This is a genomic window from Achromobacter spanius (assembly GCF_039673305.1).
Lineage (GTDB): Bacteria > Pseudomonadota > Gammaproteobacteria > Burkholderiales > Burkholderiaceae_B > Achromobacter > Achromobacter spanius_F.
In genome coordinates this window covers 17,618-40,523 of sequence record NZ_JBDJLJ010000010.1, presented here as the reverse complement: position 1 = coordinate 40,523, position 22,906 = coordinate 17,618, and the positions used below count along the sequence as shown (strand labels likewise).

The following is a 22,906-nucleotide window of genomic DNA, read 5'->3' as shown; positions in this document are numbered from 1 at the left end:
CCCCGAAGGAATCGCCATGTCCGCCTCCCTGACCCCGCGCGCCGTCGAGAAGCTCCGAGCCCTGACGCCGGGCACGCGCAGCACCGTGCACTTCAATCATGCCGGCGCTTCGCTGCCTTCCGCGGCCACCCTGCAGGCCGTGCACGCGCACCTGGAGCGCGAGGCCGCGCAAGGCCCGATGGAGGCGGGCGTGTCATCGCGCGAATTGACCGAATCGGCCCGCACGCTGGCGGCCCGGCTGTTCAACGCACAGGTCGGCGAGATCGCGCTGACCACGGGCAACTCGGCGGGCTGGGGCGCCGCCTTCGCCGCGCTGCCGGCGTGGCGGCCCGGCGACCGCATCCTGGTCGGCCGCCACGAATGGGGCGGCAACCTGGCTTGCATGCGGCTGCACGCGCAACGCGCGGGCGCGCTGCTGGAGACCATTCCGTCTGACGACAGCGGATGCGTGGACCCCACGGCGCTGGAAGCCATGCTGGACGACCGGGTGCGGCTCATCGCGCTGACCTGGCTGCCGGCCAATGGCGGCCTCATCAACCCGGCCGCCGCCATCGGAAGCGTCGCCCGCAAGCACGGCATCCCGTACTTCATCGACGCGGCCCAGGCGGTGGGCCAGCTTCCCATCGATGTGGCCCAGATCGGCTGCGATGTGCTGAGCGGCGCGGGACGCAAGGCATTGCGCGGCCCGCGCGGCACGGGCTTGCTGTACGTGCGGCGCGAATTCCTGGAACAACTGACGCCGGCCTTCGTCGACACCCATTCCGCGCCGCTGGACGCGAATGGCGAGCCCGCGCTGCGTCCCGACGCAACGCGCCTGGAATCCGCCGAAAACTCGCTGGCGCTGCGCTGCGGCCTTGCCAATGCCTTGCAGGAAGCGCTGGACCTGGGGCTGGACGCCATCCGGGCCAGCATCGACGCCAACGCCCAGGCGCTGCGAGCCGAACTGGCTGCCATTCCCGGCATTGCCGTGCTGGACCAGGGCCGCGAACGTTCCAGCCTTGTGGCCTTCAACGTGGACGGCGTGGACGCGGCGGACGTGCAGCGCAGGCTGGCGGCCCAAGGCATCGTCATCGGCAGCAACGGCGTGCCCTACACGCCGCTCGACATGGAGGCGCGCGGTTTGACCCGGATTGCCCGCGCATCGGTCAGCTATCTCACCAGCGCCGCCGAAATCGACCGGTTGCTCGAGGCGCTGCGCAAACTGGCCGCTTAGGCCTGGCCGACCGCCGCGCGACGGCTGAACGGCGACCACTTGGTGAACACGAGCAGGTTGCCCAGCATCACCAGCGCCAGCCCCGCCAGCGCGAACGGCGTCCACCGGTAGCCTTCGGCCACCGTCGACACGCTCAAGGCCACGACGGGAAACAGCACGGTGCAGTATGCCGCGCGCGCCGGTCCCATGCGGCCGACCAGTGTCAGATAGGCGGTAAAGCCGATCACCGACCCGAACACGGCCAGATAGAGCAGGGCGCCCACGTACGCCTGCGAGGCGTCGAACTCGAACGGCAGGCCGGCGGCCACGCAACCCGCCAGCAGGATCGCCGCGCCGTAGAGCATGCTGTAGGCGTTGCCCGTCAGCGGCCGGATGCCGGCGCGCTGCTGCAGGGACGACAGCATGTTGCCCGTGGAAAAGCAGAACGTGCCCAACAGCGCGAAGCCCAGGCCCAGCAGGGTCTCGTGGCTGGGCTGCTGGCTGGCCAGTTCCGGCCAGAACAGCAGCACCAGCCCGCAGAAGCCCAGCGCGCCCGCGGCCATGATGCGCGGCGAGATGCGGGTGCCGAACCACAGGCGGGCATTCAGGGCATTCCACAGGGTCGCGGCGGAAAACACCACCGACACCAGGCCGCTGGGAATCCACTGCGTGGCCGAATAAAAACACAGGAAATTCAGGCAGAACAGGCACAGGCCCTGCCCCACGCACAGCCAGTGGCCGCGGCGGTCCAGCTTCTGCAGCTTGCGCGTGAGCAACAGCGCCGCGAACAGCAGGAGCCCGGCCAGCGCAAAGCGGTAGAAAATGGACACGGGTATGGCCACCACGCCCAGCTGCAGCTTGATGGCGATCCAGGTGGTGCCCCAGATGAGGACGGTGAGGAAATAAAGAGAGAGATTCACGATGCGGCGCGCGGCAGGATCAAAAACGGACGGCGGCAACCAAAGCGATGGCCGGGCATTCAGTGTGGGCCCCGGCGCGCCGCACGGATTGCCGGTTCTTGCGCTTTTGTCCGGATCGGGCGCGTCGCGCGCGCGCGATCGCAGTAGCATTCCCACTCATGGGCACCACCGCTTCGGCCCCGGCCGATTTTTCCGTCTTCCGCACCCTGTCGCGCTCCACCGCGACGCTGCAGCGCGCCGCCTCGCTGGGCGAAGGCATGGCGATCTCGCAGTGGTCGCGCACCGCGCGCGAAACCCTGGGCTACGAGACGCCCGGCCACCATACGCTGTCGCTGTACCTGCACGGCGGCGACAAGTCGTTCCGCGTCGGGCAGGACACGCTGCACGGCGGCGCGGGCAAGTTCTGCGTGCTGCCGGCCGAGCATCATTCGCGCTGGAGCATGAACGACAGCGTGCACTTCCTGCATCTGTACATCGCGCCGCAGCGCCTGGCCCGCGAAGCCGTCATGCGGCTGGATTGCGAGCCCCGCACCCTGGAACTGCGCGACCGCACCTACATCCAGGACGACTCGCTGATCGACGTCTGCCGGCGGCTGCTGGGCACCGACTGGGACCAGCCCGCTGACCGCCTTGCCGCCAGCAGCGCGGCCGAGACCGTGCTGCACCATCTGCTGCTGCAGGGCGTCGCGCGCAAGAATCCGCAACCTGCCCGGGGCGGCCTGGCGCCCGGCGTGCGCCGCCGCGTCATGGAGTATGTGGACGCGCATCTGTCCGAGGCCCTGACGCTGGATCAGCTGGCGCAGGTGGCGGCGCTGTCCACCTATCACTTTGCCCGCATGTTCCACGCCTCTTTCGGCGAACCGCCGCACGCGTGGGTGCGGGGCAGGCGGCTGGCGCGCGCCAAAAGCCTGCTGGCGACGGGCAAGGGCGATCTGGCGAGCATCGCGCAGGCCAGCGGCTTCGGCAACGCCAGTCATCTGGCGCGGGTGTTCCGAGACGCCGTCGGCGTCACGCCCGGCCAGTTCCGCGGCGCGCGCGGCGGACACTGATCCCCGGCCTTTCCGCGGGCCCGCTTTCCGCAAGGGCCGGTCTACAATGGCGCATCGCCCTAGCGGGCTCACTCGGCCTGACCTCGCCCGTACCGACGCGATGCCGTCCCCGACCTCTCGCGACCTTCCCCCCCTTGCCGAAAGCGCCCGCCAGCGCCCCTTGCGCGCGCACTGGCTGGCCGAACTGATCCGGTTGCGCGAAGCGCATTGGGGGCCGCTGGAAGACGCGCAGGCCGTCCGGCAGGTCCGGCAGCTCGACACCGACCTGCCTTCGCGCATCCTGGCGCGCGCCTTGCTGCTGGCGCAACGGGAAAACCTGCCGCCGCTCGTGGATGCCTGGCGCCGCAGCGCCGCCGCCATCCTCGCCGTCCTGTTCCTGCTCGCGCTGATCTCGGGTGCTGGCGCGGCCCTGGGCGCGCTGGGCGACGGATCCCGGCCGGTCAATGTGCTGTGGGCGGTGGGCGCCTTGCTGGGCCTGCATGCGCTGACCTTCGTGCTGTGGCTGGCCAGCTTCCTGCTCAGGCCCGCCGCTGTCACCGGGCTGGGACGCCTGTGGCTCTGGGCCACGCGCAAGCTGGCGCGCGGCCCGGACAGCGCGCTGGTGCCCCAAGCTTTTCTCAACCTGCTGGCACGTGCGGGCGCCCTGCGCGGCCTGTTCGGCAGCATCAGCCATCTGCTCTGGCTGACGGCGCTGTGCGCGGCGCTGGCGACCCTGCTGGCCGTGCTGTCCACCGCCAGCTACCGCTTCATCTGGGCCACCACGCTGCTGGCGCCCGACACCTTCGTCTGGCTCACGCAAGCCATCGGCTGGCTGCCCGCCCATCTGGGCTTTCCCATGCCTGACGCCGCCACGATCCGCGCCAGCGACGGCTCGCAGGCCCTGCCCGCCAGCGCCCAGGCGCAGTGGTCGCTCTGGCTGATCGGCGTCCTGATCGTCTACGGCATCCTGCCGCGCCTGCTCGCGGGAGCATTGTGCGTCGCCGCCACGGCGCGCGCGCTGCGCGCCGTGCGCATCGATCCCGCGCTCGCCGGCTTCTCGACACTGCGCGACCGGCTCGAGCCTCCCGCGCTTTCCACCGGCATCGACCGCCCCGTCGATCCCCTGCACGAGCCCCGCGTACAGGCGCCGTCGCTCGACGGGCTGGGCGGCCAGCCTGTGCTGCTGGGACTCGAACTGCCGCCCGACCTGCCGTGGCCGCCCGCGGACCTGCCCGCCGGCATCCGCCAGGCCGGCAACCTGGATACCCGCGAAGAGCGCAACCGCGTCCTGGATGCGTTGTCCCAATCGGCGGCCTCGCGGCTACTGATCGCCTGCGACGCGCGCCAGACGCCCGACCGCGGCACACTGTCCCTGATCGCGGACCTGTCCGCGCATGCGCGCCAGACCGGCGTATGGCTGATCACTCCCGGGTCGGGCGCGGACACGCGCGCAGCGCTCTGGCGCGACAGGCTGCAAGCGCTGGGCCTGGACACCGACGCCATCCTGCAGGCGCCCGCGGCGCCGCTGGGCTGGCTGGAGCCCGGCCATGGCTGAGTCCCTCATCAAGATCGCGCTGGTCGGCCACACCAACACGGGCAAGACCTCGCTGCTGCGCACGCTCACGCGCGACACGTCGTTCGGCGAAGTGGCCGACCGACCCGGCACCACGCGCCACGTCGAAGGCGCGCGGCTGCGCCTGGATGGACGCCCCGTGCTGGAATGGTTCGACACGCCGGGCATGGAAGACAGCATCGCGCTGCTCGAATACTTGGAACGCCTGGAGCGCCCGGGCGAACGGCTGGACGGCCCCGCGCGCATCCGCCGATTCCTGGATACGCCGGAAGCCCATGGCCGCTACGAACAGGAAGCGCGCGTCCTGACCAAGATGCTGGACTGCGACGCTGCCCTGTATGTGATCGATGCGCGCGATCCCGTGCTGGGCAAGCATCGCGACGAGCTCGCCATCCTGGCCGCCTGCGGCCGGCCCTTGCTGCCGGTGCTCAACTTCGTGAACGCGCCCGCACACCGCGCCGACGAGTGGCGCGACGCGATGGCCAGGCTGGGGCTGCATGCGGTGGTGGAATTCGACACCGTCGCCCCGCCGCTGGACGGCGAACAGCAGCTCTACGCCAAGCTGGGCGTGCTGCTCGACCGCCACGCCGGCGCGCTGGCCAGACTGTCCGACAGCCTGGCCGCGCAGCGCCGCGAACGCCATGCGGCGGCGTACGAACTGCTGGCGGACCTGCTGATCGACGTGGCCGCGCTGCACCTGTCCAGCCCCAGCGACGAGGCCGCGCTGGCCGCGGCCTCCGGCCAGCTGCGCGACCAGGTCCGACAGCGCGAACAGACCTGCGTCAACGCCTTGCTTGCGCTCTACAACTTTCGCCCGTCGGATTACGCCGACGACGCGCTGCCGCTGCAGGGCGAGCGCTGGGGCATGGACCTGTTCCATCCGCAGGCGCTCAAGGACATGGGCGTGCAGGTGGGCATGGGCGCGGCCGCCGGCGCCATGGCGGGCGCCGCCGTCGACCTGATGAGCGCGGGCCTGAGCCTGGGCACCGGCATGCTGATCGGCGCTGCCGCCGGCGGACTCTGGCAAGGCGTGGAAAAGCTGGGCAAGCGCGTGGCGGGCAAGCTGCGCGGCTGGCGCGAGATCAGCGTGGACGACGCCGTGCTGCGTCTGCTCGCGCTGCGCCAGCGGCAACTGATCGATGCCCTGGAACGCCGCGGCCACGCCGCGCGCGAACCGTTGCGGCTAGACCTTCCGGACGATGAGGCCTGGCGCAAGGGCCCCTTGCCCGAGGCCCTGAAAGAAGCGCGCAGCCGTCCCGAGTGGTCGGCCCTGGGTAAACACTATGAAGACAGCGACCGCCGCAAGCGCGTGCTGCACGAATTGGCGAAAACCCTCGCATCCACGCCGCTGTCCGCCGATTGACCCGGCGCCCGCATGCCCTGCCGAACGCACCATTCAAGGCATCCGGCAAGCGCGTGATAACCCCAATCCAAACCGATTGACGCTTAAACGAATGCGTCGATAAGATTCGATCTGCATCGGCGCGGGTCCGTCCCCGTCATGTCAATCACAAGGGGTTGGGTCTATCGTGAAGTCGAAGTCCTGCGCAGTGATTCCCGGCAACGCCAGCCTCCGCCCGTGCGCAGTTCGCGCCGCGCGCCGCCCGGCCCCGACCCGTCCATCGTCGTAAGCAGCAACGCCATGCCCCGGATCCCCATGGGGCCGGGGCCCTGTCACTTCTGTCGCGCTATCCGCGCACCACACGGAGCATGAGGGCTATGCGTACTTTTCCCCACTTCAAGCAAGCGGTGCTCGCCGCTGCCGTGGCCGCCTCGCTGGCATTCAGCGCCGGCGCGGCCGCCAAGACCCTGCATTGGTCGTATCAGGGCGACGCCACGTCGATGGACCCGATGGCCCTGAACGAGACCTTCACGCTGGGTTTCCAGGGCAATATCTACGAAACGCTGGCCGGCTACGACGGCAACCTGAAACTCACGCCGCTGCTGGCCGAAAGCTGGGAGAACCCCGAGCCCACCAAGTGGGTCTTCAAGCTGCGCAAGGGCGTGAAGTTCCACGACGGTTCGCCCTTCACGGCCGACGATGTGATCTTCTCCTGGAAGCGCAGCCTGACGCCCGGCTCCGACATGAAGGGCTACGGCGCCAAGGCGTCCGACATCAAGAAGGTGGACGACTACACCATCGAAGTCACCACGCCCACGCCCAACCCCATCCTGCCGCGCGAATGGGTGTTCCTGTACATCATGAGCAAGACGTGGGCTGAAAAGAACAAGACCACCGAGGCCACCAACGTCAAGGGCGACAACCAGGGCAACTACGCCAACCTGCACGCCAACGGCACCGGCCCGTTCATGCTGACCGAACGCCAGCCCGACGTGAAGACGGTGCTCAAGCGCTACGACGGCTACTGGAACAAGAACATCAAAAGCAACATCGACGAGGTCATTTTCCAGCCGATCACGCAGGAAGCCACCCGCGTGGCTGCATTGATCTCCGGCGAGATGGATGTCGTGCAGCCCGTGCCGGTGCAGGACTGGAAGCGCCTCGAAGACGCCAAGGGCGTGAAACCCCTGACCGCACCCGAAGCCCGCGCCATCTTCATCGGCATGGACCAGGACCGCGACGAACTGCTGTTCTCCGACGTGAAGGGCAAGAACCCGTTCAAGGACGCCCGCGTGCGCGAAGCCGTCGTGCTGGCCGTCGACACCAAGGCCATCAACGAGAAGATCATGCGCGGCGCGGCCAAGCCGCTGGGTTCGCTGATCGCCACCGCCATCAACGGCTACGACGAGTCCTTCGGCGCGCCGTACAAGCCCGATCCGGAACGCGCCAAGAAGCTCCTGGCCGAGGCCGGCTACCCGAAGGGCTTCACGGTCACCATGGACTGCCCGAACGACCGCTACGTCAATGACGAAAAGGTCTGCCAGGCCGTCGCCGGCATGCTGGCGCGCGTGGGCATCAAGATCAACCTGCTGGCGCAGACCAAGTCCAAGTATTTCGGCAAGATCCTGCTGCAGGCCGGCAACCAGACCAGCATGTACATGCTGGGCTGGACGCCCAGTTCCACCGACGCGCACAACACGCTGCTCAACCTGACCTCGTGCCGCGACGCGAAGACGGCCGCGGGCCAGTTCAACCTGGGCGGCTACTGCAACAAGAAGGTGGACGAGCTGACCAACAAGATCGGCGTCGAAACCGACCAGGCCAAGCGTAACGCGATGATCAAGGAAGCCTTCGGCATCGTGCGCAGCGACTTCGGCTACCTGCCGCTGCACCAGCAGCCCATGTCGTGGGGCGTGAAGGAAAACGTCAAGGTCACCCAGCGCGCCGACGACGTGCTCGACCTGCGCGACGTCGTCCTGCCATAAGCGGCGTTCGATGCAACCCCCGGGCGGCGCGCGCCGCCCGGATGCGCCCGGCCCAGCCCCCATTCCCGCCCAGCGCGGAGAACGCGGCCCGGCGCCATCCGACCTAGAGGGCTTTCCAAGATGCTTTCTTTTATTGCGCAGCGGCTTATCCAGTCGGTGCTGGTGATGTTGACGGTGGCGCTGATCGCGTTCGCCATGTTCCGCTACGTGGGCGACCCGGTCGCCAGCATGGTCGGCCAGGACACCACGCCCGAGCAACGCGCCCAGTTGCGCGAACAGCTCGGCCTGGACGATCCATTCGTCGTGCAGTACGCGCACTTCGTCGCCAACGCCGTGCGCGGCGACTTCGGCATGTCGTACCGCCACCGCCGGCCCGTGAGCGAGCTGCTCGAAGAACGCATGCCCGCCACGCTGGAACTGTCCTTCGTATCCGCCGTCATGGCGCTGGCGCTGGGCATCCCGATGGGCATCTACACCGCGCTCAAGCGCCACGGCGTCCTGTCCAAGGCGTTCATGGCAATCTCGCTGGCGGGCATCTCGCTGCCGACCTTCCTGATCGGCATCCTGCTCATTCTCTTCTTCGGCGTGCAGCTCCGATGGCTGCCCAGCTTCGGGCGCGGCGACGTGGTCAGCCTGGGATGGTGGACCACTGGGTTCCTCACCAAGTCCGGCTGGCTGGCGCTCATCATGCCCGCCATCACGCTGGCGCTGTTCCAGATGACGCTGATCATGCGGCTGGTGCGCGCCGAGATGCTGGAGGTGCTGCGCGCCGACTTCATCAAGTTCGCACGCGCCCGCGGCCTGCCCGAGCGGCTCATCAACTTCCGCCACGCGCTCAAGAACACGATGGTCCCGGTCATCACCATCACGGGGCTGCAGCTGGGCTCGATCATCGCGTTCGCGATCATTACCGAGACAGTGTTCCAGTGGCCGGGCATGGGTCTGCTGTTCATCCAGGCCATCAGCATGGTGGACATTCCCGTCATGGCGGCCTACCTGGTCCTGATCGCGTTCATGTTCGTGGTCATCAACCTGGTCGTCGACCTGCTGTATTTCGCCGTGGACCCACGTCTGCGCGTGCAGAGCAAATAGAGGAACCGTCGCATGATTGCTCGCATCGCCCCCTTCTTTTCGCGCGCCGCCGACAGCGACCTGTGGCACAGCTTCAAGCGGTCTCCCGGCGCCATCATCGCCGCGATCGTCACGCTGGTCATCCTGCTGGGTGCGCTGTTCGCGCCGCTGGTCGCGCCCCACAATCCCTTCGACCTGGCGTCCCTGAGCATCATGGACGCCAACACGCCCCCGGCCTGGGAGGAGGGCGGCAGCCCGGATTTCCTGCTGGGCACGGATGACCAGGGCCGCGACATCCTGTCGGCCGTCATGTACGGTTCGCGCGTGTCGCTGCTGGTCGGCTTCGCCTCGGTGCTGTTCTCGATGGTGCTGGGCGTGACGCTCGGCCTCATCAGCGGCTATGCGGGCGGGCGCGTCGACAGCTTCATCATGCGCATCGCCGACGTGCAGCTGTCGTTTCCCGCCATCCTCGTGGCGCTGCTGATCGACGGCGTGGCGCGCGGGCTGCTGCCGCGCGACATGCACGACCAGCTCGCCCTGTATGTGCTGATCTTCGCCATCGGGATCTCGGGCTGGGTGCAATACGCGCGCACCGTGCGCGGCTCCACGCTGGTCGAGCGCAACAAGGAATACGTGCAGGCGGCAAAGCTGATCGGCATCGGCCCCATCACCATCCTGCGCCGCCACATCCTGCCCAATGTCATGGGCCCGGTGCTGGTCATCGCTACCATCCACCTGGCCATCGCCATCATCACCGAGGCCACGCTGTCGTTCCTGGGCGTGGGCGTGCCGCCCACGGCGCCGTCGCTCGGCACGCTGATCCGCATCGGCAACAGCTATCTCTTTTCGGGCATGTGGTGGATCTCCATCTTCCCCGGCATCGCGCTGGTGGCGCTGGTGCTGTCGGTCAACCTGCTGGGCGACTGGCTGCGCGACGCGCTCAACCCCAAGCTGCGCTGAGGACGTCATGGCCCTGTTGAACATCGAAGATATCCGCATTGAATTTCCCAGCCGCCGCGGCACGCTGGTGGCGGTGGACGGCGTTTCCCTGTCCCTGGAGAAGGGCGAGATCCTGGGCGTGGTGGGCGAGTCCGGCGCGGGCAAGTCCACCATCGGCAACGCCGTCATCGGCCTGCTCGAAGCGCCGGGACGGCTGGCCGGCGGGTCGGTGCTGCTGAACGGCGAGCGCATCGACACGCTGACGCCGGCGCAGAAGCGCAAAGTGCGAGGCCGGCGCATCGGCATGATCTTCCAGGATCCGCTGACCTCGCTGGATCCGCTGCAGACGGTGGAAAGCCAGCTGGTGGAAACCATGCAGGTGCACCTGAACCTGTCGCACGACGAGGCAAAGAAGCGCGCGGTGCAGCTCCTGGCGCAGGTCGGCATCGACCAGCCCGAGCTGCGCGTCAAGCAGTACCCGCATCAGTTTTCGGGCGGCATGCGGCAACGCGTGGTGATCGCGCTGGCGTTGTGCTGCGAGCCGGAAGTCATCATCGCGGACGAGCCCACCACCGCGCTGGACGTGTCCATCCAGGCGCAGATCCTGGACCTGCTCAAGAAGCTGTGCCGCGAAGAGCAGGTCGGCATGATCATCATCACGCACGACATGGGCGTGATCGCGGACGTGACGGACCGCGTGGCCGTGCTGTATCACGGCAAGCTGGTGGAACAAGGGCGCACCGCCAAGATCCTGGGCGACCCCGACCACCCCTACACGCGCAGCCTGATCTCGGCCGTGCCGCGGCCCGACATCAAGCTCAGGCGCTTCCCGCTGGTGACCTATATCGAATCCGTCAGGACGCCGGCCCAGCCCCTGGACCTGGCCACCCACTGGCTGGGCCAGCGCCGCGACTTCGGCAAGCGCACGGACGGCCCGCTGGTGCAGGTGCGCGACCTGTCCATGCGCTTCGTGCTCAAGAGCGCGCTGTTCAAGCGCAACCAGCGCACGCTGGATGCCGTCAAGCGCGTCAATCTCTCCATCGGCGAAGGCGAGGTCTTCGGCCTGGTGGGCGAATCCGGGTCGGGCAAGTCCACCGTGGCGCGCCTGATCTCCGGGCTCTACACGCCCAACGAAGGCTCTGTCACGTTCGGCGGCACCGACCTCACCGCGCTCAAGGGTGAGAAGCAGCTCAATCCGTTCCGGCGGCAGATCCAGATGATCTTCCAGGATCCGTTCTCGTCGCTCAATCCGCGCATGCGCGTCCTGGACATCGTGGCCGAGCCCATCCGCTTCCACAAGCTCGCGGCCAGCGAAGCGGAAACACGCCGCATCGTGGCCGATCTGCTGGACGTGGTGGGCCTGGGCGACCGCGCGGCCGAGCGCTTTCCGCATGAATTCTCCGGGGGCCAGCGCCAGCGCATCTGCATCGCCCGCGCGCTGGCCACGCGTCCGCGCTTCCTCATCTGCGACGAACCCACATCCGCGCTGGACGTGTCCATCCAGGCGCAGATCCTGAATTTGCTCAAGGACCTGCAGGAAGAGCTCGGCCTGACCATGCTGTTCATCAGCCACGACCTGCCGGTGATCCGCCAGATGTGCGACCGCGTCGGCGTGATGCGCCACGGCGAACTGCTGGAAGTGGCCGAAACCGAAACCCTGTTCGAACACCCGCAGCATCCCTACAGCCAACATCTGCTCGGTCTGATGCCTCGCCTGCAATCCATGTCCCGCGAAGGGCTGGACGTGGTGGGCTGAGACCGCGCCAACGGAGTCCACTGACATGAGCGAGTCACGGCAAACCCTCTTCATCGGCGGCAAGGTATTCGACGGAGAGGGGCGGACGTTGCCCAGCCACGGCGTGCTGGTCGAGGGCGCGCGCGTGGCCCGCGTGGCGCCTGCGGGCGAATTCTCGGGCTACGCGGGCGCACGGGTCGACACCACCGGCATGACGCTCATGCCCAGCCTCGCGGATTGCCACGTGCATCTGGTCTACACGGGCGGCGCCGACCCCAACGCGCAATTGAGCAAGCAGGGCCCCGCGCAGATCACGCTGACCGCGCTGGAGAACGCACAGGCCAGCCTGCGCGGCGGCGTCACGGCGCTGCGCGACTGCGGCGGCAAGGACTATCTCGAATTCGGCGTGCGCGACGCCATCGCGCGCGGCGTGTTTCCCGGCCCCACGATCAAAGCGTCAGGCCGCATCATCTGCATGACGGGCGGCCACGGCAATCGCATCGGCCGCGTCGCCGACGGCTGCGAGGACGTGATCAAGGCCGTGCGCGAACAGGTCCATGCGGGGTGCGACCTGGTCAAGATCATGGCCACGGGCGGGGTCATGACGCCCGGCGTCAGCCCCATGGACGCGCACTACAGCTTCGACGAAATGAAGGCGGGCGTGCACGAGGCCAAGCGCTTTCGCAAAAGCACCGCCAGCCATGCGCAGGGCACCCAGGGCATCCTGAATGCGGTGCGCGCCGGCATCGACTCCATCGATGCACGGCATCTTCATGGACGACGACTGCCTGCGCGAAATGCTGGAGGCTGAAACGTACCTGGTGCCGACCATCGCCGCCGTGCGCAACATCATCGCCAACGCCGACAACGGCATTCCCGCCTACGCGGTGGAAAAGGCCCGCGCGGTGGAGCAGCGGCATCGCGAGTCGTTCCAGATGTACTACAAGGCGGGCGGGCGCATCGCGCTGGGCACCGATGCCGGCACGCCGTTCAACCTGCACGGCGAGAACGCCATGGAGCTGGCCTACATGGTGGAGTTCGGCATGACGCCCGTGGACGCGCTGATCGCCGGCACGTCGCGCGGCCATGACCTGATGGGCATGACCGATCACGGCGTGATTGCAGAGGGCAAGGTGGCCGACCTGCTGCTGGTGCAGGGCGACCCCGCCGAAGACATCATGAAGGCCGCCGACAAGCGCTTTCACGTCGCCGTGCTGCGCAACGGCGAACTTGCGGCGGGGGCCTTGCCGTTCTGAGCCTCAGGGCGCCGGCGCGGCGCCCGGCGAATTGCGCATGAACATCTGGCCCAGGAACATCTCGATGGGGATGCGCTTGCCGTTGATGTCCACTTGACCATCGCGGTAGTCCGCCTCGAACTGGATCACGCCGTCCTCGATACGGCCCCAGGTCGAGGCGGCGACCAGGCCGCGCAGCCCCGCGGCTTCCCGCTCGGCCGCCGACCGGGCCGCCTCACGCGTGGCGCCCTTCAGTTCCGCCCGCTCCGCGATCACATCGGCCATGTTTTCCGGCGACAGCTTCAGCCGCACGCTCAGGTTGCGCACGACCTCCTTAGCGATGGCAACGGGGTCGCGTTTCCAGAATGAAGGCGAATCCAGGCCGATATCCAGACTGAGCGACGACGTGCCACGAGCCGTGTCGACCTGCAGCGTCGACAGCGTGAAGCTGGGACGGGCCAGGAGGAACTTCAACAGGTGAGACGCGGCAAGCATCTCCTCGCCGGGAGGAAGCTCGCCTTTTTTCAAGCGTGATGGCGCGCTTGTGGTGGCGTCCTGAAATGCCTTGAGCGACGCCACATCCATGTCCTTGCCGCTCGCCACCATCTGCAGCTTGGCCACGTGCAGGGCGCGCACGCTGATGCTACCGACATCGAGCGTCATCTTGCCGGTCATGCGCTCGGGGGTCCCTTCCGAACCGAGCGTCAGCGCAATGTCCTTCAGGCCCAGCGGCAGCTTGTCCATATTGGACGCCCATTGCTTCACCGTCAGCGTCGTGCTGCTCGCGGAGGACTCGGCCGCACCGGACAATTCATGCGACAACGCCAGACCATCGAGGGTCAGCGTGTTGGGGTTGCCCCTGATCAATTCGGTCAGCGAGGCCTTGTCGACGGAGAGAGACACCGTGTCGCGCGTGCCGTCGCCGGCATGTTCGACCTGCGCCTGCAGACCCGAGAAGTCGAACGTGATCGGAGCGTCGGCATACTTCACCGGCGCCAGCGCCAGATCGCCGGAAAAGTCGCGGTCATAAGCGAACAGGAAATTCGCCGTCACCGGCGCCGACCCGCCCGCCGCCGCGAACCAGGCAGCTGCGTCGGGCGTCTCGGTCATGCGCAGCCGGCCCGCCGCCATGACGGGCGCGACATCGCCTGACGCGAGCCGAGAGGCAGGAAACGGACCGTGTTCGATCTTGCTCGTGAACGCGAACGCCTTCTCGGCCGGCTTGGGGCCAGACTGCACCGTGATCTTCACACTGAACCGCGCATCGGACGAAAACACGCCGCGTTCGAAAGATTGCAGTTCGAGCGTCACGGGCACGCCCAGCTTTGCACTCAGGCGCTGCGCCTCTGCATTCAACGCCTGCACGTCCTGCGCCAGCCGGGCTTCGATCTTTTTGCCGGTGTACCACGCGGTGCCGACCCACGCCGCAGCCACCACCGCCACCAACACGCCACCCGCCACGATCCGCTTGTTCATGATGCCTCTGTCCGGTTGAGATACGCCGTGATTGCCGCGCCCGGCGATGATAAAGAAAAACGGGCTGTCACATGGACAGCCCGTCGCAGGCGGCGCCGGAAAAATCGCGGCGCGCCAATCGTGTTGCGGCAGCTTAGCGCATGCCGCCCAACACGCCACCCATCGCCATCATCAGGAACTGCTGCAGCGGCATCTTCTTGCCGTTGAAGTCGACCTGGCCGTCGGCGTAGTTCAGATAGGAGACGATGTTGTTGTTTTCGATCTTGCCCAGGCCCATTGCCGTGGCCATGGTGCCCACCATTTCAGCCTGGCCCTTGGCGGTCTGCACGGCCTGCTCGGCCGGCACGCCGCGGGTCTGCGGTTCGATGGCCATCAGGTCGGCCAGGTTGCCCTTGGACAGCACCAGCTTGGCGTCCAGCTTGCGCAGCGCCTGCACCAGCATGTCGGAGAACTCGCCATCCAGCGCGGCTGGCTTGGTCAGGTCCAGGTTCAGGTTGAACGTCGACGTGCCATTGGCGGTGCGCACTTCCAGCGGCGCCACGGCCAGGGTCGGGTTGCCGGCCAGGAGCTGCTCGAGGTTGGTCTTGAGCAGGGCCTTTTCTTCGTCCGTGAACTCAGGCGTCTGTTCTTCGCCCTTGCTCTGCAGCATGCGACGCGACGAGGCTTCGTAGATGTCGTTCAGGGCCTTCAGCGCCTTGGAATCCAGGTTCTGCGCATCGATCGCAAGCTTCATGCCGGCCATGTCCTTGGCCTGCACATTGATCATGCCGAAGTCCAGGGCCATCTTGGCGCCCATGGCCGTGCCGTTTTCGGTCATGTCCACGGCGATGGACGTGTCCTTGAACTGGACCGGCGGCTTATCCTTCGACGAGATCGTCCAGTCCTTGAACGTCAGCTTCTGGCTGCCCACGTACATGTCGTTGGAGGCCGGCTTCAGGTCGCTGGTCAGCGCGATGCCCTTGACCGACATGGCCGTGATGTCGCTGGTGTCCGACGGACCGGACAGCTCCAGGCTGTCGGAAGCCAGGGCGATCACGCCGTGCTTGCTGGACGTGCCGTATTCAAAGTCGCCCTTCATGCCCGAGAAGGCGAACTTCGTGGCGTCCTTGGCGACTTCCACCGGCGCGAGGCCGAAGTTGCCCGTGATGTGCTTGCCGTAGCTGACGCTGTAGTGGCCCGACAGGGGAACGGCGCCCTTGGCCGCGGCGAACCATTCCTTGACCATCTCGGTCTCTTCCAGCGCGAAATCGCTGGCCACCATCGCCGGCGCCAGGTTGCCGGACTTCAGGTTGGACAGGGGGAAGGGGCCGTGGCTCAGGTGTTCGACGAACACCACGTCGCGTTCCTGCGCCGGCTTGCCGTCGGCCGCGGGCGACGTGAACTTGATGCGATAGCGCGAGGTCGACGAAAATACGCCGCGCTCGAACGACACCAGTTCGGAGACGGCATTGATGCCCCACTTGTCGCCGACCTTCTTGAGTTCGACGTTGCCGTCTTCAATGGCCTGCTTGACGAAGGCCTCGGCCTTTTGGCCCGTGTACCAGGCCGTGCCGGTCCAGACCGCGCCCAGCGCGACGACGATGCCAACTATTGCCGATTTCTTCATTGCATCCCTTATAGTTTGGATAGGTGAAAGCGCACGGATTATAGAAAGGGCAGCCTAGGGAAAACACTTATTTCGTGCCTAATTAATACGAAATGTTGCCCAATGATACGGCGAGGCTGTTTTCAGCCGGTGCTGCGCTGCCACATCAGCTACAATCCTTTCGTGCGCCATGCCAATCTGCGCACGTCCGCTAGGCCCTTCGCTGCCAAGCTTCGCCCGAATGGGCGCTTCCCTTTTCTCCTTATTCGACCGCCTGGATTGGAGTCTCTCGACTAGAGCGACAGGCTGCCGCTGGAGCTGTTTTGACTACCTCTTCCCCTTTTGCCGACCTCGGGCTGGCTGATTCCCTGTTGCGCGCCATTGCCGAGACCGGCTATACCGCGCCCACGCCGATCCAAGCCCAGGCCATTCCTCAAGTCCTGAAAGGCGGCGACCTGCTCGCGGCCGCCCAGACGGGCACCGGCAAGACCGCCGGTTTCACGCTGCCCATTTTGCATCTGCTGTCGCAGAAAAAGCCCGAGGCCCGCAAGCCCGGCCGCCCCCGCTGCCTGATCCTGACCCCGACGCGTGAACTCACCGCGCAGGTCGCGGAATCGGTGCAAACCTATGGCAAGTACACCTCGCTGAGCTCCATGGTGATGTTCGGCGGCGTCAATATCAACCCCCAGATTTCCGCGCTGCGCAAGCCGCTGGACATCCTGGTGGCCACGCCGGGCCGCCTGCTGGACCACTGCGGCCAGAAGACCGTCGACCTGTCGGGCGTGGAAATCCTGGTGCTGGACGAAGCCGACCGCATGCTGGACATGGGCTTCATCCGCGATATCCGCAAGATCCTCGCGCTGCTGCCCAAGCAACGCCAGAACCTGCTGTTCTCGGCCACGTTCTCCGACGAGATCCGCACCCTGGCGCGCGGCGTGCTGAACAACCCGGGCGAAGTCTCGGTCACCCCGCGCAACACCGCCACCGAACTGGTCACCCAGACGGTGCACATGGTCGAACAGCACCACAAGCGCGACCTGATCAGCCACATCATCCGCGAAAGCGGCTGGCACCAGGTGCTGGTGTTCACGCGCACCAAGCACGGCGCCAACCGCCTGGCTGAAAAGCTGGTCAAGGACGGCCTGACCGCCGCCGCCATCCACGGCAACAAGAGCCAGTCGGCCCGCACGCGCGCGCTCGCCGGCTTCAAGGACAGCACCGTGACCGTGCTGGTCGCGACCGACATCGCCGCCCGCGGCCTGGACATCGACCAGCTGCCCCAGGTGGTGAACTTCGAACTGCCCAACGTGCCGGAAGACTACGTTCACCGCATCGGCCGCACGGGCCGCGCCGGCGCCACCGGCGCCGCGGTCTCGCTGGTCGACAACAGCGAGATCAAGCTGCTCAAGGACATCGAGCGCCTGATCAAGAAGACGATCGAACGCAAGCCGGTCGAAGGCTGGACGCCTTCGGCCACCAGCGCGGCCGCCTTCGAACGCCAGGAGCGCGACGAAGACAACCGCAGCCCGCGCGGCGGCAACCGCAACGGCGGCGGCGGTCGCGGCGGCAACGGCGGCTCTGGCCGTTCGCGTCCCGCCCAAGGCCAGCCCCGCGCTGCCACCGGCGGCCGTGCGCCGGCGCCGGCCCGTGCCGGCGGCGATGGCCGCGGCAACGGCGGTTCGCGCGACGGCAAGCCCGCGGATCGTCCGGCGCATGCCGGCCGCAATGAAAGCCGTCCGCAACAAAGCCATCGCCGTCCGGAAGGCGCCGCCCGCCCGGCTGGCAATGGCGGATCCGGTCGTCCCCGCGCGGCATTGCTGAGCAAGTAATCCCGAGCAAGTAATATCACCGGCAACTCCAACCCTGCGATCGACGGACCCGCGCCATCATGCCCTTATCCACCTGGTTGACGTTCTTCCTGGCCTCCTGGGCCATTTCGTTCTCTCCCGGGGCGGGCGCGATCTCGGCCATGTCGTCCGGCCTGAAATACGGCTTTGCGCGCGGCTACTGGAACACGGCGGGCCTGATCCTGGGCATCCTGTTCCAGTTTGTCGTGGTCGCCGTGGGGTTGGGCGCCGTGCTGGCGACGTCCGAAATGGCCTTCAACGTGGTCAAGTACCTGGGCGTGGCCTACCTGATCTACCTGGGCGTGCGCCAGATCCGCACAGACGCCGCGCCGGTCGCGGTGGATGCCGGCGATCCCAGGCAGGCCTCCATCCGTGAATTGGTCATGCGCGGCTTCCTGATCAACACCATGAACCCCAAGGGCACGGTGTTCCTGCTGGCCGTGGTGCCGCAGTTCGTGGACCCCGCGCTTGCGCTGACGCAGCAGTATGCGGCGCTGGCGGCCACGCTGGCGTTCACCGACCTGGTGGCCATGGGCGTCTATACGCTGCTGGCGGCGCGCGTGCTGCGCCTCCTGCGCGACGCCAAGCACATCCGCTGGATGAACCGGACCTTTGGTTCGCTGTTCATCCTGGCTGGCGTGTTCCTGGCGACGTTCCGCCGCCATTCCTGAACCTGAAGCGTGGGGCATGCGCCGGCAACGGCGCGTGCCCCACATGTTTTCATGCACGATACCGGACCGCGCCGGCCTCCAATGCGGCGTTAAGTAGAATCCTCCGATCATGAGCATCCCCAACGAAGTCGCACGGCGCCGTACGTTCGCCATCATTTCCCACCCTGACGCGGGCAAGACCACGCTGACGGAAAAACTGCTGCTGTTCGCAGGCGCGATCCAGATCGCCGGCAGCGTCAAGGCGCGCAAGGCGTCGCGCCACGCCTCGTCCGACTGGATGGAAATCGAAAAGCAGCGCGGCATTTCCGTGGCGTCCTCCGTGATGCAGATGGAATACCGCGACTGCGTCATCAACCTGCTCGACACCCCGGGCCACCAGGACTTCTCGGAAGATACCTACCGGGTACTGACGGCGGTCGACGCCGCGCTGATGGTGATCGACGCCGCCAACGGCGTCGAGCCGCAGACCATCCGCCTCTTGCAGGTTTGCCGCGCGCGCAACACGCCCATCATCACGTTCATCAACAAGATGGACCGCGAAGTGCGTGAACCGCTGGAGCTGCTGTCGGAAATCGAGGGTCACCTGGGCATGGATGCCGTGCCGTTCTCGTGGCCGGTGGGCATGGGCAAGGCGTTTGGCGGCGTGTTCGACATCCGCCGCGACCGCATGCGCGTGTTCCGCCCCGGCCAGGAGCGCCGCTCCGACAACGACGACATCATCGAAGGCCTGTCCAACCCCGAGATCGCGAAGCGCTTCGGATCGGCGTTCGACCAGGCCAACGGCGAAATCGAACTCATCAACGAAGCCGCGCCCGCCTTCGACCGCGACCAGTTCCTGGCCGGCAAGCAGACGCCCGTGTTCTTCGGCTCTGCCATCAACAACTTCGGCGTGCAGGAAGTGCTGGACGCCCTGGTCGAACAGGCGCCGCCTCCCGGGCCGCGCACCGCCCTGCAGCGCGAAGTTCAGCCCGAGGAACCCAAGTTCACCGGCGTCGTGTTCAAGGTGCAGGCCAACATGGACCCGGCGCACCGCGACCGCGTCGCATTCGTTCGCGTGAGCTCGGGCCGCTTCGAGCGCGGCATGCGCCTGAAGGTAGCGCGCACCAACAAGGAAATGCGCCCCAACAACGTGGTGTCGTTCCTGTCGCAGCGGCGCGAGCTGCTGGACGAGGCCTATGCCGGCGACGTCATCGGCATTCCCAACCACGGCGTGCTGCAGTTGGGCGACGTGCTGACCGAAGGCGAAACGCTGCAATTCACCGGCCTGCCGTTCTTCGCGCCGGAATTGTTCCAGGCCGTCGAAGTGAAGGATCCGCTGCGCACGAAGCAGCTGCGCACCGGCCTCACCCAATTGGGCGAGGAAGGGGCCATCCAGGTGTTCCGCCCCGAAGCCGCCGGCGGCTCGCTCCTGCTGGGCGCGGTCGGCCAGCTGCAGTTCGAGGTGGTGGCCCACCGGCTCAAGACCGAGTACGGCGTGGATGCCCGCATGCTGCCGTCGCGCTACACAATGGCACGTTGGATTACGTCTGAAAACCCCAAGGCGCTGCGCAAGTTCATGGATGCCAATGCCGCCCATATCGCCTATGATGTGGTCGATGCTGCGGCGTTTTTGATCGGTTCTCCCGCGCAATTGCGCGTCGCCGAGGAACTGTATCCCGACGTGAAATTCCATGCCATGCGCGAGCACGGTGGCAAGGTTTTCGGAGACAAAGCGTAGACCCGTTCGGGTTCCGCACGGCAGATTGAGGGTAGCAATGTCTTGGCGTTTTTTATTCGCAACGCTCCTGATCGCGCTTGGCGCGTCGGCCTGGGGCGGTATTCAACTGGGTGACTGGCTGGTGGCGCATGCGCCGGCCGCGGCGCCTGCTCCCGGGCAGGACGCGTCCGCTTCGCAGCAGCCCGTCCTGGACGCCAACGGGCGTCCGTACGTCGCGCAGCCTCCGCAGCCGCGCATCGACGGCACGCTCGGCGTGCCCGACAAGCCGGCCGACCGCGAATGGCAGGTCAATACGGTCTCGCTGTTCGACACGGTGAGCGATCCCGCCGTCCAGATCTCCCGCGAACGCATCAGCTCCGAGCAGGCGCGCGAAATCGCCGCCGCGTCTCAGGTGCCGCTGCCGGCGGGCACCTCCGACGTCAGCACGCTGGATCTCCAGGTTCCCGGCACGTCCACGGCGATCAACGGCGGCGTGGCCGCGGGCGGCAGCTACGGCACGCCGCAAATGGTGCAGGCGCCGCCTCCGCCGCCCAACACCGCGCCGGCGGCCGGCGCTCCCGGCTGGCAGGACGCGCTCAAGCGCGAACTGGCCCAGTGCGCCACGCAGGGCTTCTTCGAACGTCCTTCGTGCTCCTGGAACGCGCGCAACAAGTACTGCGCGCCCAACCGCGCCTGGGGCACCATGGCCGAATGCCCGGCCCGCCCGCAGTAAGCCTGCGCTGCCTGCCCGCGCGCAGGTTTGCCGCATGAAAAATGGCGCCCCAGGGGCGCCATTTCTTTTGCTGCCAGCGCGCCTTATTCGGGCACGGACATCTGGCTTTGCAGGTAATTCTGGATGCCGACCTTGTCGATCAGGTCGATCTGGGTTTCCAGATAGTCGATGTGTTCTTCGGTGTCGTCCAGGATGTCCTGGAACAGATCGCGCGAGACGTAGTCGCGCACCGATTCGCAATGGGCGATGGCTTCCTTGACGGTGCCCTGGGCAGCTTGTTCCAGCTTCAGGTCACAGGCCAGCAGCTCGGGCACGTCTTCGCCGATCAGCAGCTTGTGCAGGTCTTGCAGGTTGGGCAGGCCGTCCAGCATGAAGATGCGGGCGATCAGGCGATCCGCATGCTTCATTTCGCCGATGGATTCTTCGTACTCGTGCTTGCCCAGCTTGTCGAAGCCCCAATGGTTCAGCATGCGGGCATGCAGGAAATACTGGTTGATGGCCGTCAGTTCGTTGGTCAGTTGCTTGTTCAGGAACTGGATGACGGTTTTGTCGCCTTTCATGATGGACTCCTTGCAGTCAGGCGCGACGCGAGCGCATCGCGACAAAGGAGCGCACGATGCCGCGCGTACGCAACCCAGGCAGACTACCATCTGGCGCGGGGCCGCGCCTAGCCTTGCGCTCCATTTGGTAAACGGCTTTAGGAGCGCAACAAGAAAGCGACAAGCTAATGAGAATGAGTATGCATGCTTGATGCCTTGCATGCGGGGCGTAGTGTTCGCGCGGCTTGCGGGCCAGCGGTCGCGATGAAACCGCCGATTGCTTGCAACCACGCGCGCGCCGCAGGCGCGCACGCATCAGCCGAATACGGGCGTGGACCACGCCACGCAGTCTCGTTGCATATCGGCAACCTGATTCCCTCGGCCGCTCATTCCGCCCGCCGGGTCGCAAGCCAGATCCCGAACGCGATGGGAACGATGCCCAGCAGGTCCAGCCATGTGACGGGTTCGCGCAGGATGACCCAGCCAAACAGCAGGCCCAGCGGCGGCATCAGGAAATGCAGCGCGCTGGCCGTCGTGGCGCTGGCGCGGCCAAGAATCATGAACCACAGGTAATAGCCGCCCATGGACACCGCGACGATCATGTAGGCCATGCTCCAGAACAGGCTGGCCGTGAATTGCGCATCGCCGATGCTCTCGCTGGACAGCGCGAAAGGCAGCAGCGCCACCGCGCCGGCCAGCGACTGTATGCCCGTCGAGGTCCAAAGTCCCGATGCGGGTTTCAGGCGCTTGTAGAGCAGCGTGCCGGCCACCAGCGCCACCAGGCCGCCGGTCACGAGCAGCGTGCCATGCAGGTCCTCCTGCATGCCCGACAGGCGCGACCGCAGCACCAGGGCCACACCGGCCAGTCCCATGCACAGGCCCAGCAGCTTGCGCCAGCTCAGCCGCTCGCCCAGTACCGGCCCGGCCAGCACGCCGATGAGCAGCGGATTGGTGCTGATGAGCACGGCGGTGAAGGCCGACGACACGGTGGTCATGCCCGACCAGCTCAGGCCCAGGTAGAGCGCATTGTTCAGCACCCCCAGCAGGATGAGGGACGCCAGATCCCGGCCGGCGGGCAGTTTCCAGCGGCCGCTGGCCGCCGCCACACCCAGCATCAGCGCGCCGGCAATCAGGAAGCGGATGGTAAGAAGGGTCAGCGGCGGACAGTCGCGCACCGCGATCTTGGCGGCTGCGAACGCCGAACTCCACAGGAAGCAGAATGCGGCGATGGGCGCCAGGCTGATGCCCGGGGCGTCATTCGCCGGCAGGGCGGCAACGGGGGTCGAAATAGCCTTCATGGAGGATCCGGCGAGAGGACGGCAGCCGCTGGGGCGGCGGG

General features: G+C 66.9%; 17 protein-coding genes and 1 pseudogene. 13 read left to right on the top strand and 5 right to left on the bottom strand.

The window, feature by feature from the left end:
• Positions 1-16 precede the first annotated feature (16 nt).
• Positions 17-1,213 (top strand): aminotransferase class V-fold PLP-dependent enzyme, encoded by a 1,197-nt coding sequence (locus ABE485_RS11230; RefSeq protein ID WP_346515378.1) that lies wholly within the window; start codon positions 17-19, stop codon positions 1,211-1,213.
• Here the strand turns inward: ABE485_RS11230 and ABE485_RS11225 are convergent.
• Positions 1,210-2,112: a DMT family transporter gene (locus ABE485_RS11225; RefSeq protein ID WP_346515377.1), complete on the bottom strand. Its 903-nt coding sequence runs from the start codon at positions 2,110-2,112 to the stop codon at positions 1,210-1,212. The genes ABE485_RS11230 and ABE485_RS11225 overlap by 4 nt on opposite strands.
• Before the next feature lie 158 nt (positions 2,113-2,270).
• On the opposite strand from ABE485_RS11225, the gene ABE485_RS11220 reads away from it, so the two are divergent.
• The 8 genes and pseudogenes from ABE485_RS11220 (at position 2,271) to ABE485_RS11185 (ending at position 13,041) form a co-directional block, all read left to right on the top strand.
• Entirely contained in the window at positions 2,271-3,161 is an 891-nt protein-coding gene (locus ABE485_RS11220; protein ID WP_346515376.1) for an AraC family transcriptional regulator, read from the top strand.
• 100 nt (positions 3,162-3,261) lie between these two features.
• Entirely contained in the window at positions 3,262-4,695 is a 1,434-nt protein-coding gene (locus ABE485_RS11215) for a DUF2868 domain-containing protein (RefSeq protein ID WP_346515375.1), read from the top strand.
• On the top strand, positions 4,688-6,076 hold the full coding sequence (locus ABE485_RS11210; protein WP_346515374.1) for a GTPase/DUF3482 domain-containing protein: 1,389 nt from the start codon (positions 4,688-4,690) through the stop codon (positions 6,074-6,076). The genes ABE485_RS11215 and ABE485_RS11210 overlap by 8 nt, the downstream gene beginning before the upstream one ends.
• Positions 6,077-6,432: 356 nt before the next feature.
• Entirely contained in the window at positions 6,433-8,040 is a 1,608-nt protein-coding gene (locus tag ABE485_RS11205; protein ID WP_346515373.1) for an ABC transporter substrate-binding protein, read from the top strand.
• 120 nt (positions 8,041-8,160) lie between these two features.
• On the top strand, positions 8,161-9,132 hold the full coding sequence (locus ABE485_RS11200) for an ABC transporter permease (RefSeq protein ID WP_346515372.1): 972 nt from the start codon (positions 8,161-8,163) through the stop codon (positions 9,130-9,132).
• Positions 9,133-9,144: 12 nt separating this feature from the next.
• Entirely contained in the window at positions 9,145-10,071 is a 927-nt protein-coding gene (locus tag ABE485_RS11195; protein ID WP_346515371.1) for an ABC transporter permease, read from the top strand.
• A 7-nt stretch (positions 10,072-10,078) separates the two neighbouring features.
• The gene (locus tag ABE485_RS11190; RefSeq protein ID WP_346515370.1) at positions 10,079-11,806 is read left to right on the top strand and encodes an ABC transporter ATP-binding protein; all 1,728 of its coding nucleotides are present in this window, start codon (positions 10,079-10,081) and stop codon (positions 11,804-11,806) included.
• A 25-nt stretch (positions 11,807-11,831) separates the two neighbouring features.
• Positions 11,832-13,041 (top strand): annotated as a pseudogene (locus tag ABE485_RS11185) (amidohydrolase family protein).
• Positions 13,042-13,044: 3 nt separating this feature from the next.
• Here the strand turns inward: ABE485_RS11185 and ABE485_RS11180 are convergent.
• Both ABE485_RS11180 and ABE485_RS11175 read right to left on the bottom strand, forming a co-directional pair.
• Positions 13,045-14,496, bottom strand: a complete 1,452-nt coding sequence (locus ABE485_RS11180; RefSeq protein WP_346515369.1) for a YdgA family protein — start codon at positions 14,494-14,496, stop codon at positions 13,045-13,047.
• A gap of 133 nt (positions 14,497-14,629) precedes the next feature.
• Entirely contained in the window at positions 14,630-16,102 is a 1,473-nt protein-coding gene (locus ABE485_RS11175; RefSeq protein ID WP_346515368.1) for a YdgA family protein, read from the bottom strand.
• Between the two features lie 302 nt (positions 16,103-16,404).
• On the opposite strand from ABE485_RS11175, the gene ABE485_RS11170 reads away from it, so the two are divergent.
• The 4 genes from ABE485_RS11170 to ABE485_RS11155 all read left to right on the top strand — a co-directional run bounded on the left by ABE485_RS11170 (position 16,405) and on the right by ABE485_RS11155 (position 21,028).
• On the top strand, positions 16,405-17,910 hold the full coding sequence (locus ABE485_RS11170) for a DEAD/DEAH box helicase (protein ID WP_346515367.1): 1,506 nt from the start codon (positions 16,405-16,407) through the stop codon (positions 17,908-17,910).
• A 59-nt stretch (positions 17,911-17,969) separates the two neighbouring features.
• A complete protein-coding gene (locus tag ABE485_RS11165) occupies positions 17,970-18,599 on the top strand; it encodes a LysE family translocator (RefSeq protein ID WP_346515366.1) in 630 nt (209 codons plus the stop codon).
• A gap of 109 nt (positions 18,600-18,708) precedes the next feature.
• Positions 18,709-20,316, top strand: coding sequence for a peptide chain release factor 3 (locus tag ABE485_RS11160; protein ID WP_346515365.1), 1,608 nt, complete (start codon positions 18,709-18,711; stop codon positions 20,314-20,316).
• 37 nt (positions 20,317-20,353) lie between these two features.
• On the top strand, positions 20,354-21,028 hold the full coding sequence (locus ABE485_RS11155; RefSeq protein ID WP_346515364.1) for a hypothetical protein: 675 nt from the start codon (positions 20,354-20,356) through the stop codon (positions 21,026-21,028).
• A gap of 83 nt (positions 21,029-21,111) precedes the next feature.
• Here the strand turns inward: ABE485_RS11155 and bfr are convergent, their stop codons facing one another.
• Both bfr and ABE485_RS11145 read right to left on the bottom strand, forming a co-directional pair.
• Positions 21,112-21,588, bottom strand: coding sequence for a bacterioferritin (bfr, locus tag ABE485_RS11150; protein ID WP_346515363.1), 477 nt, complete (start codon positions 21,586-21,588; stop codon positions 21,112-21,114).
• 365 nt (positions 21,589-21,953) lie between these two features.
• On the bottom strand, positions 21,954-22,865 hold the full coding sequence (locus ABE485_RS11145) for a DMT family transporter (RefSeq protein ID WP_346515362.1): 912 nt from the start codon (positions 22,863-22,865) through the stop codon (positions 21,954-21,956).
• Positions 22,866-22,906: the final 41 nt, after the last annotated feature.

Bases quoted from the DNA above. Each gene is read 5' to 3' on its own strand.
- ABE485_RS11145 (WP_346515362.1), bottom strand. From the start codon at position 22,865: ATGAAGGCTATTTCGACCCCCGTTGCCGCCCTGCCGGCGAATGACGCC.
- ABE485_RS11205 (WP_346515373.1), top strand. From the start codon at position 6,433: ATGCGTACTTTTCCCCACTTCAAGCAAGCGGTGCTCGCCGCTGCCGTG.
- ABE485_RS11210 (WP_346515374.1), top strand. From the start codon at position 4,688: ATGGCTGAGTCCCTCATCAAGATCGCGCTGGTCGGCCACACCAACACG.
- bfr (WP_346515363.1), bottom strand. From the start codon at position 21,588: ATGAAAGGCGACAAAACCGTCATCCAGTTCCTGAACAAGCAACTGACC.
- ABE485_RS11165 (WP_346515366.1), top strand. From the start codon at position 17,970: ATGCCCTTATCCACCTGGTTGACGTTCTTCCTGGCCTCCTGGGCCATT.
- ABE485_RS11155 (WP_346515364.1), top strand. From the start codon at position 20,354: ATGTCTTGGCGTTTTTTATTCGCAACGCTCCTGATCGCGCTTGGCGCG.
- ABE485_RS11190 (WP_346515370.1), top strand. From the start codon at position 10,079: ATGGCCCTGTTGAACATCGAAGATATCCGCATTGAATTTCCCAGCCGC.
- ABE485_RS11160 (WP_346515365.1), top strand. From the start codon at position 18,709: ATGAGCATCCCCAACGAAGTCGCACGGCGCCGTACGTTCGCCATCATT.
- ABE485_RS11180 (WP_346515369.1), bottom strand. From the start codon at position 14,496: ATGAACAAGCGGATCGTGGCGGGTGGCGTGTTGGTGGCGGTGGTGGCT.
- ABE485_RS11230 (WP_346515378.1), top strand. From the start codon at position 17: ATGTCCGCCTCCCTGACCCCGCGCGCCGTCGAGAAGCTCCGAGCCCTG.
- ABE485_RS11175 (WP_346515368.1), bottom strand. From the start codon at position 16,102: ATGAAGAAATCGGCAATAGTTGGCATCGTCGTCGCGCTGGGCGCGGTC.
- ABE485_RS11195 (WP_346515371.1), top strand. From the start codon at position 9,145: ATGATTGCTCGCATCGCCCCCTTCTTTTCGCGCGCCGCCGACAGCGAC.
- ABE485_RS11200 (WP_346515372.1), top strand. From the start codon at position 8,161: ATGCTTTCTTTTATTGCGCAGCGGCTTATCCAGTCGGTGCTGGTGATG.
- ABE485_RS11220 (WP_346515376.1), top strand. From the start codon at position 2,271: ATGGGCACCACCGCTTCGGCCCCGGCCGATTTTTCCGTCTTCCGCACC.
- ABE485_RS11215 (WP_346515375.1), top strand. From the start codon at position 3,262: ATGCCGTCCCCGACCTCTCGCGACCTTCCCCCCCTTGCCGAAAGCGCC.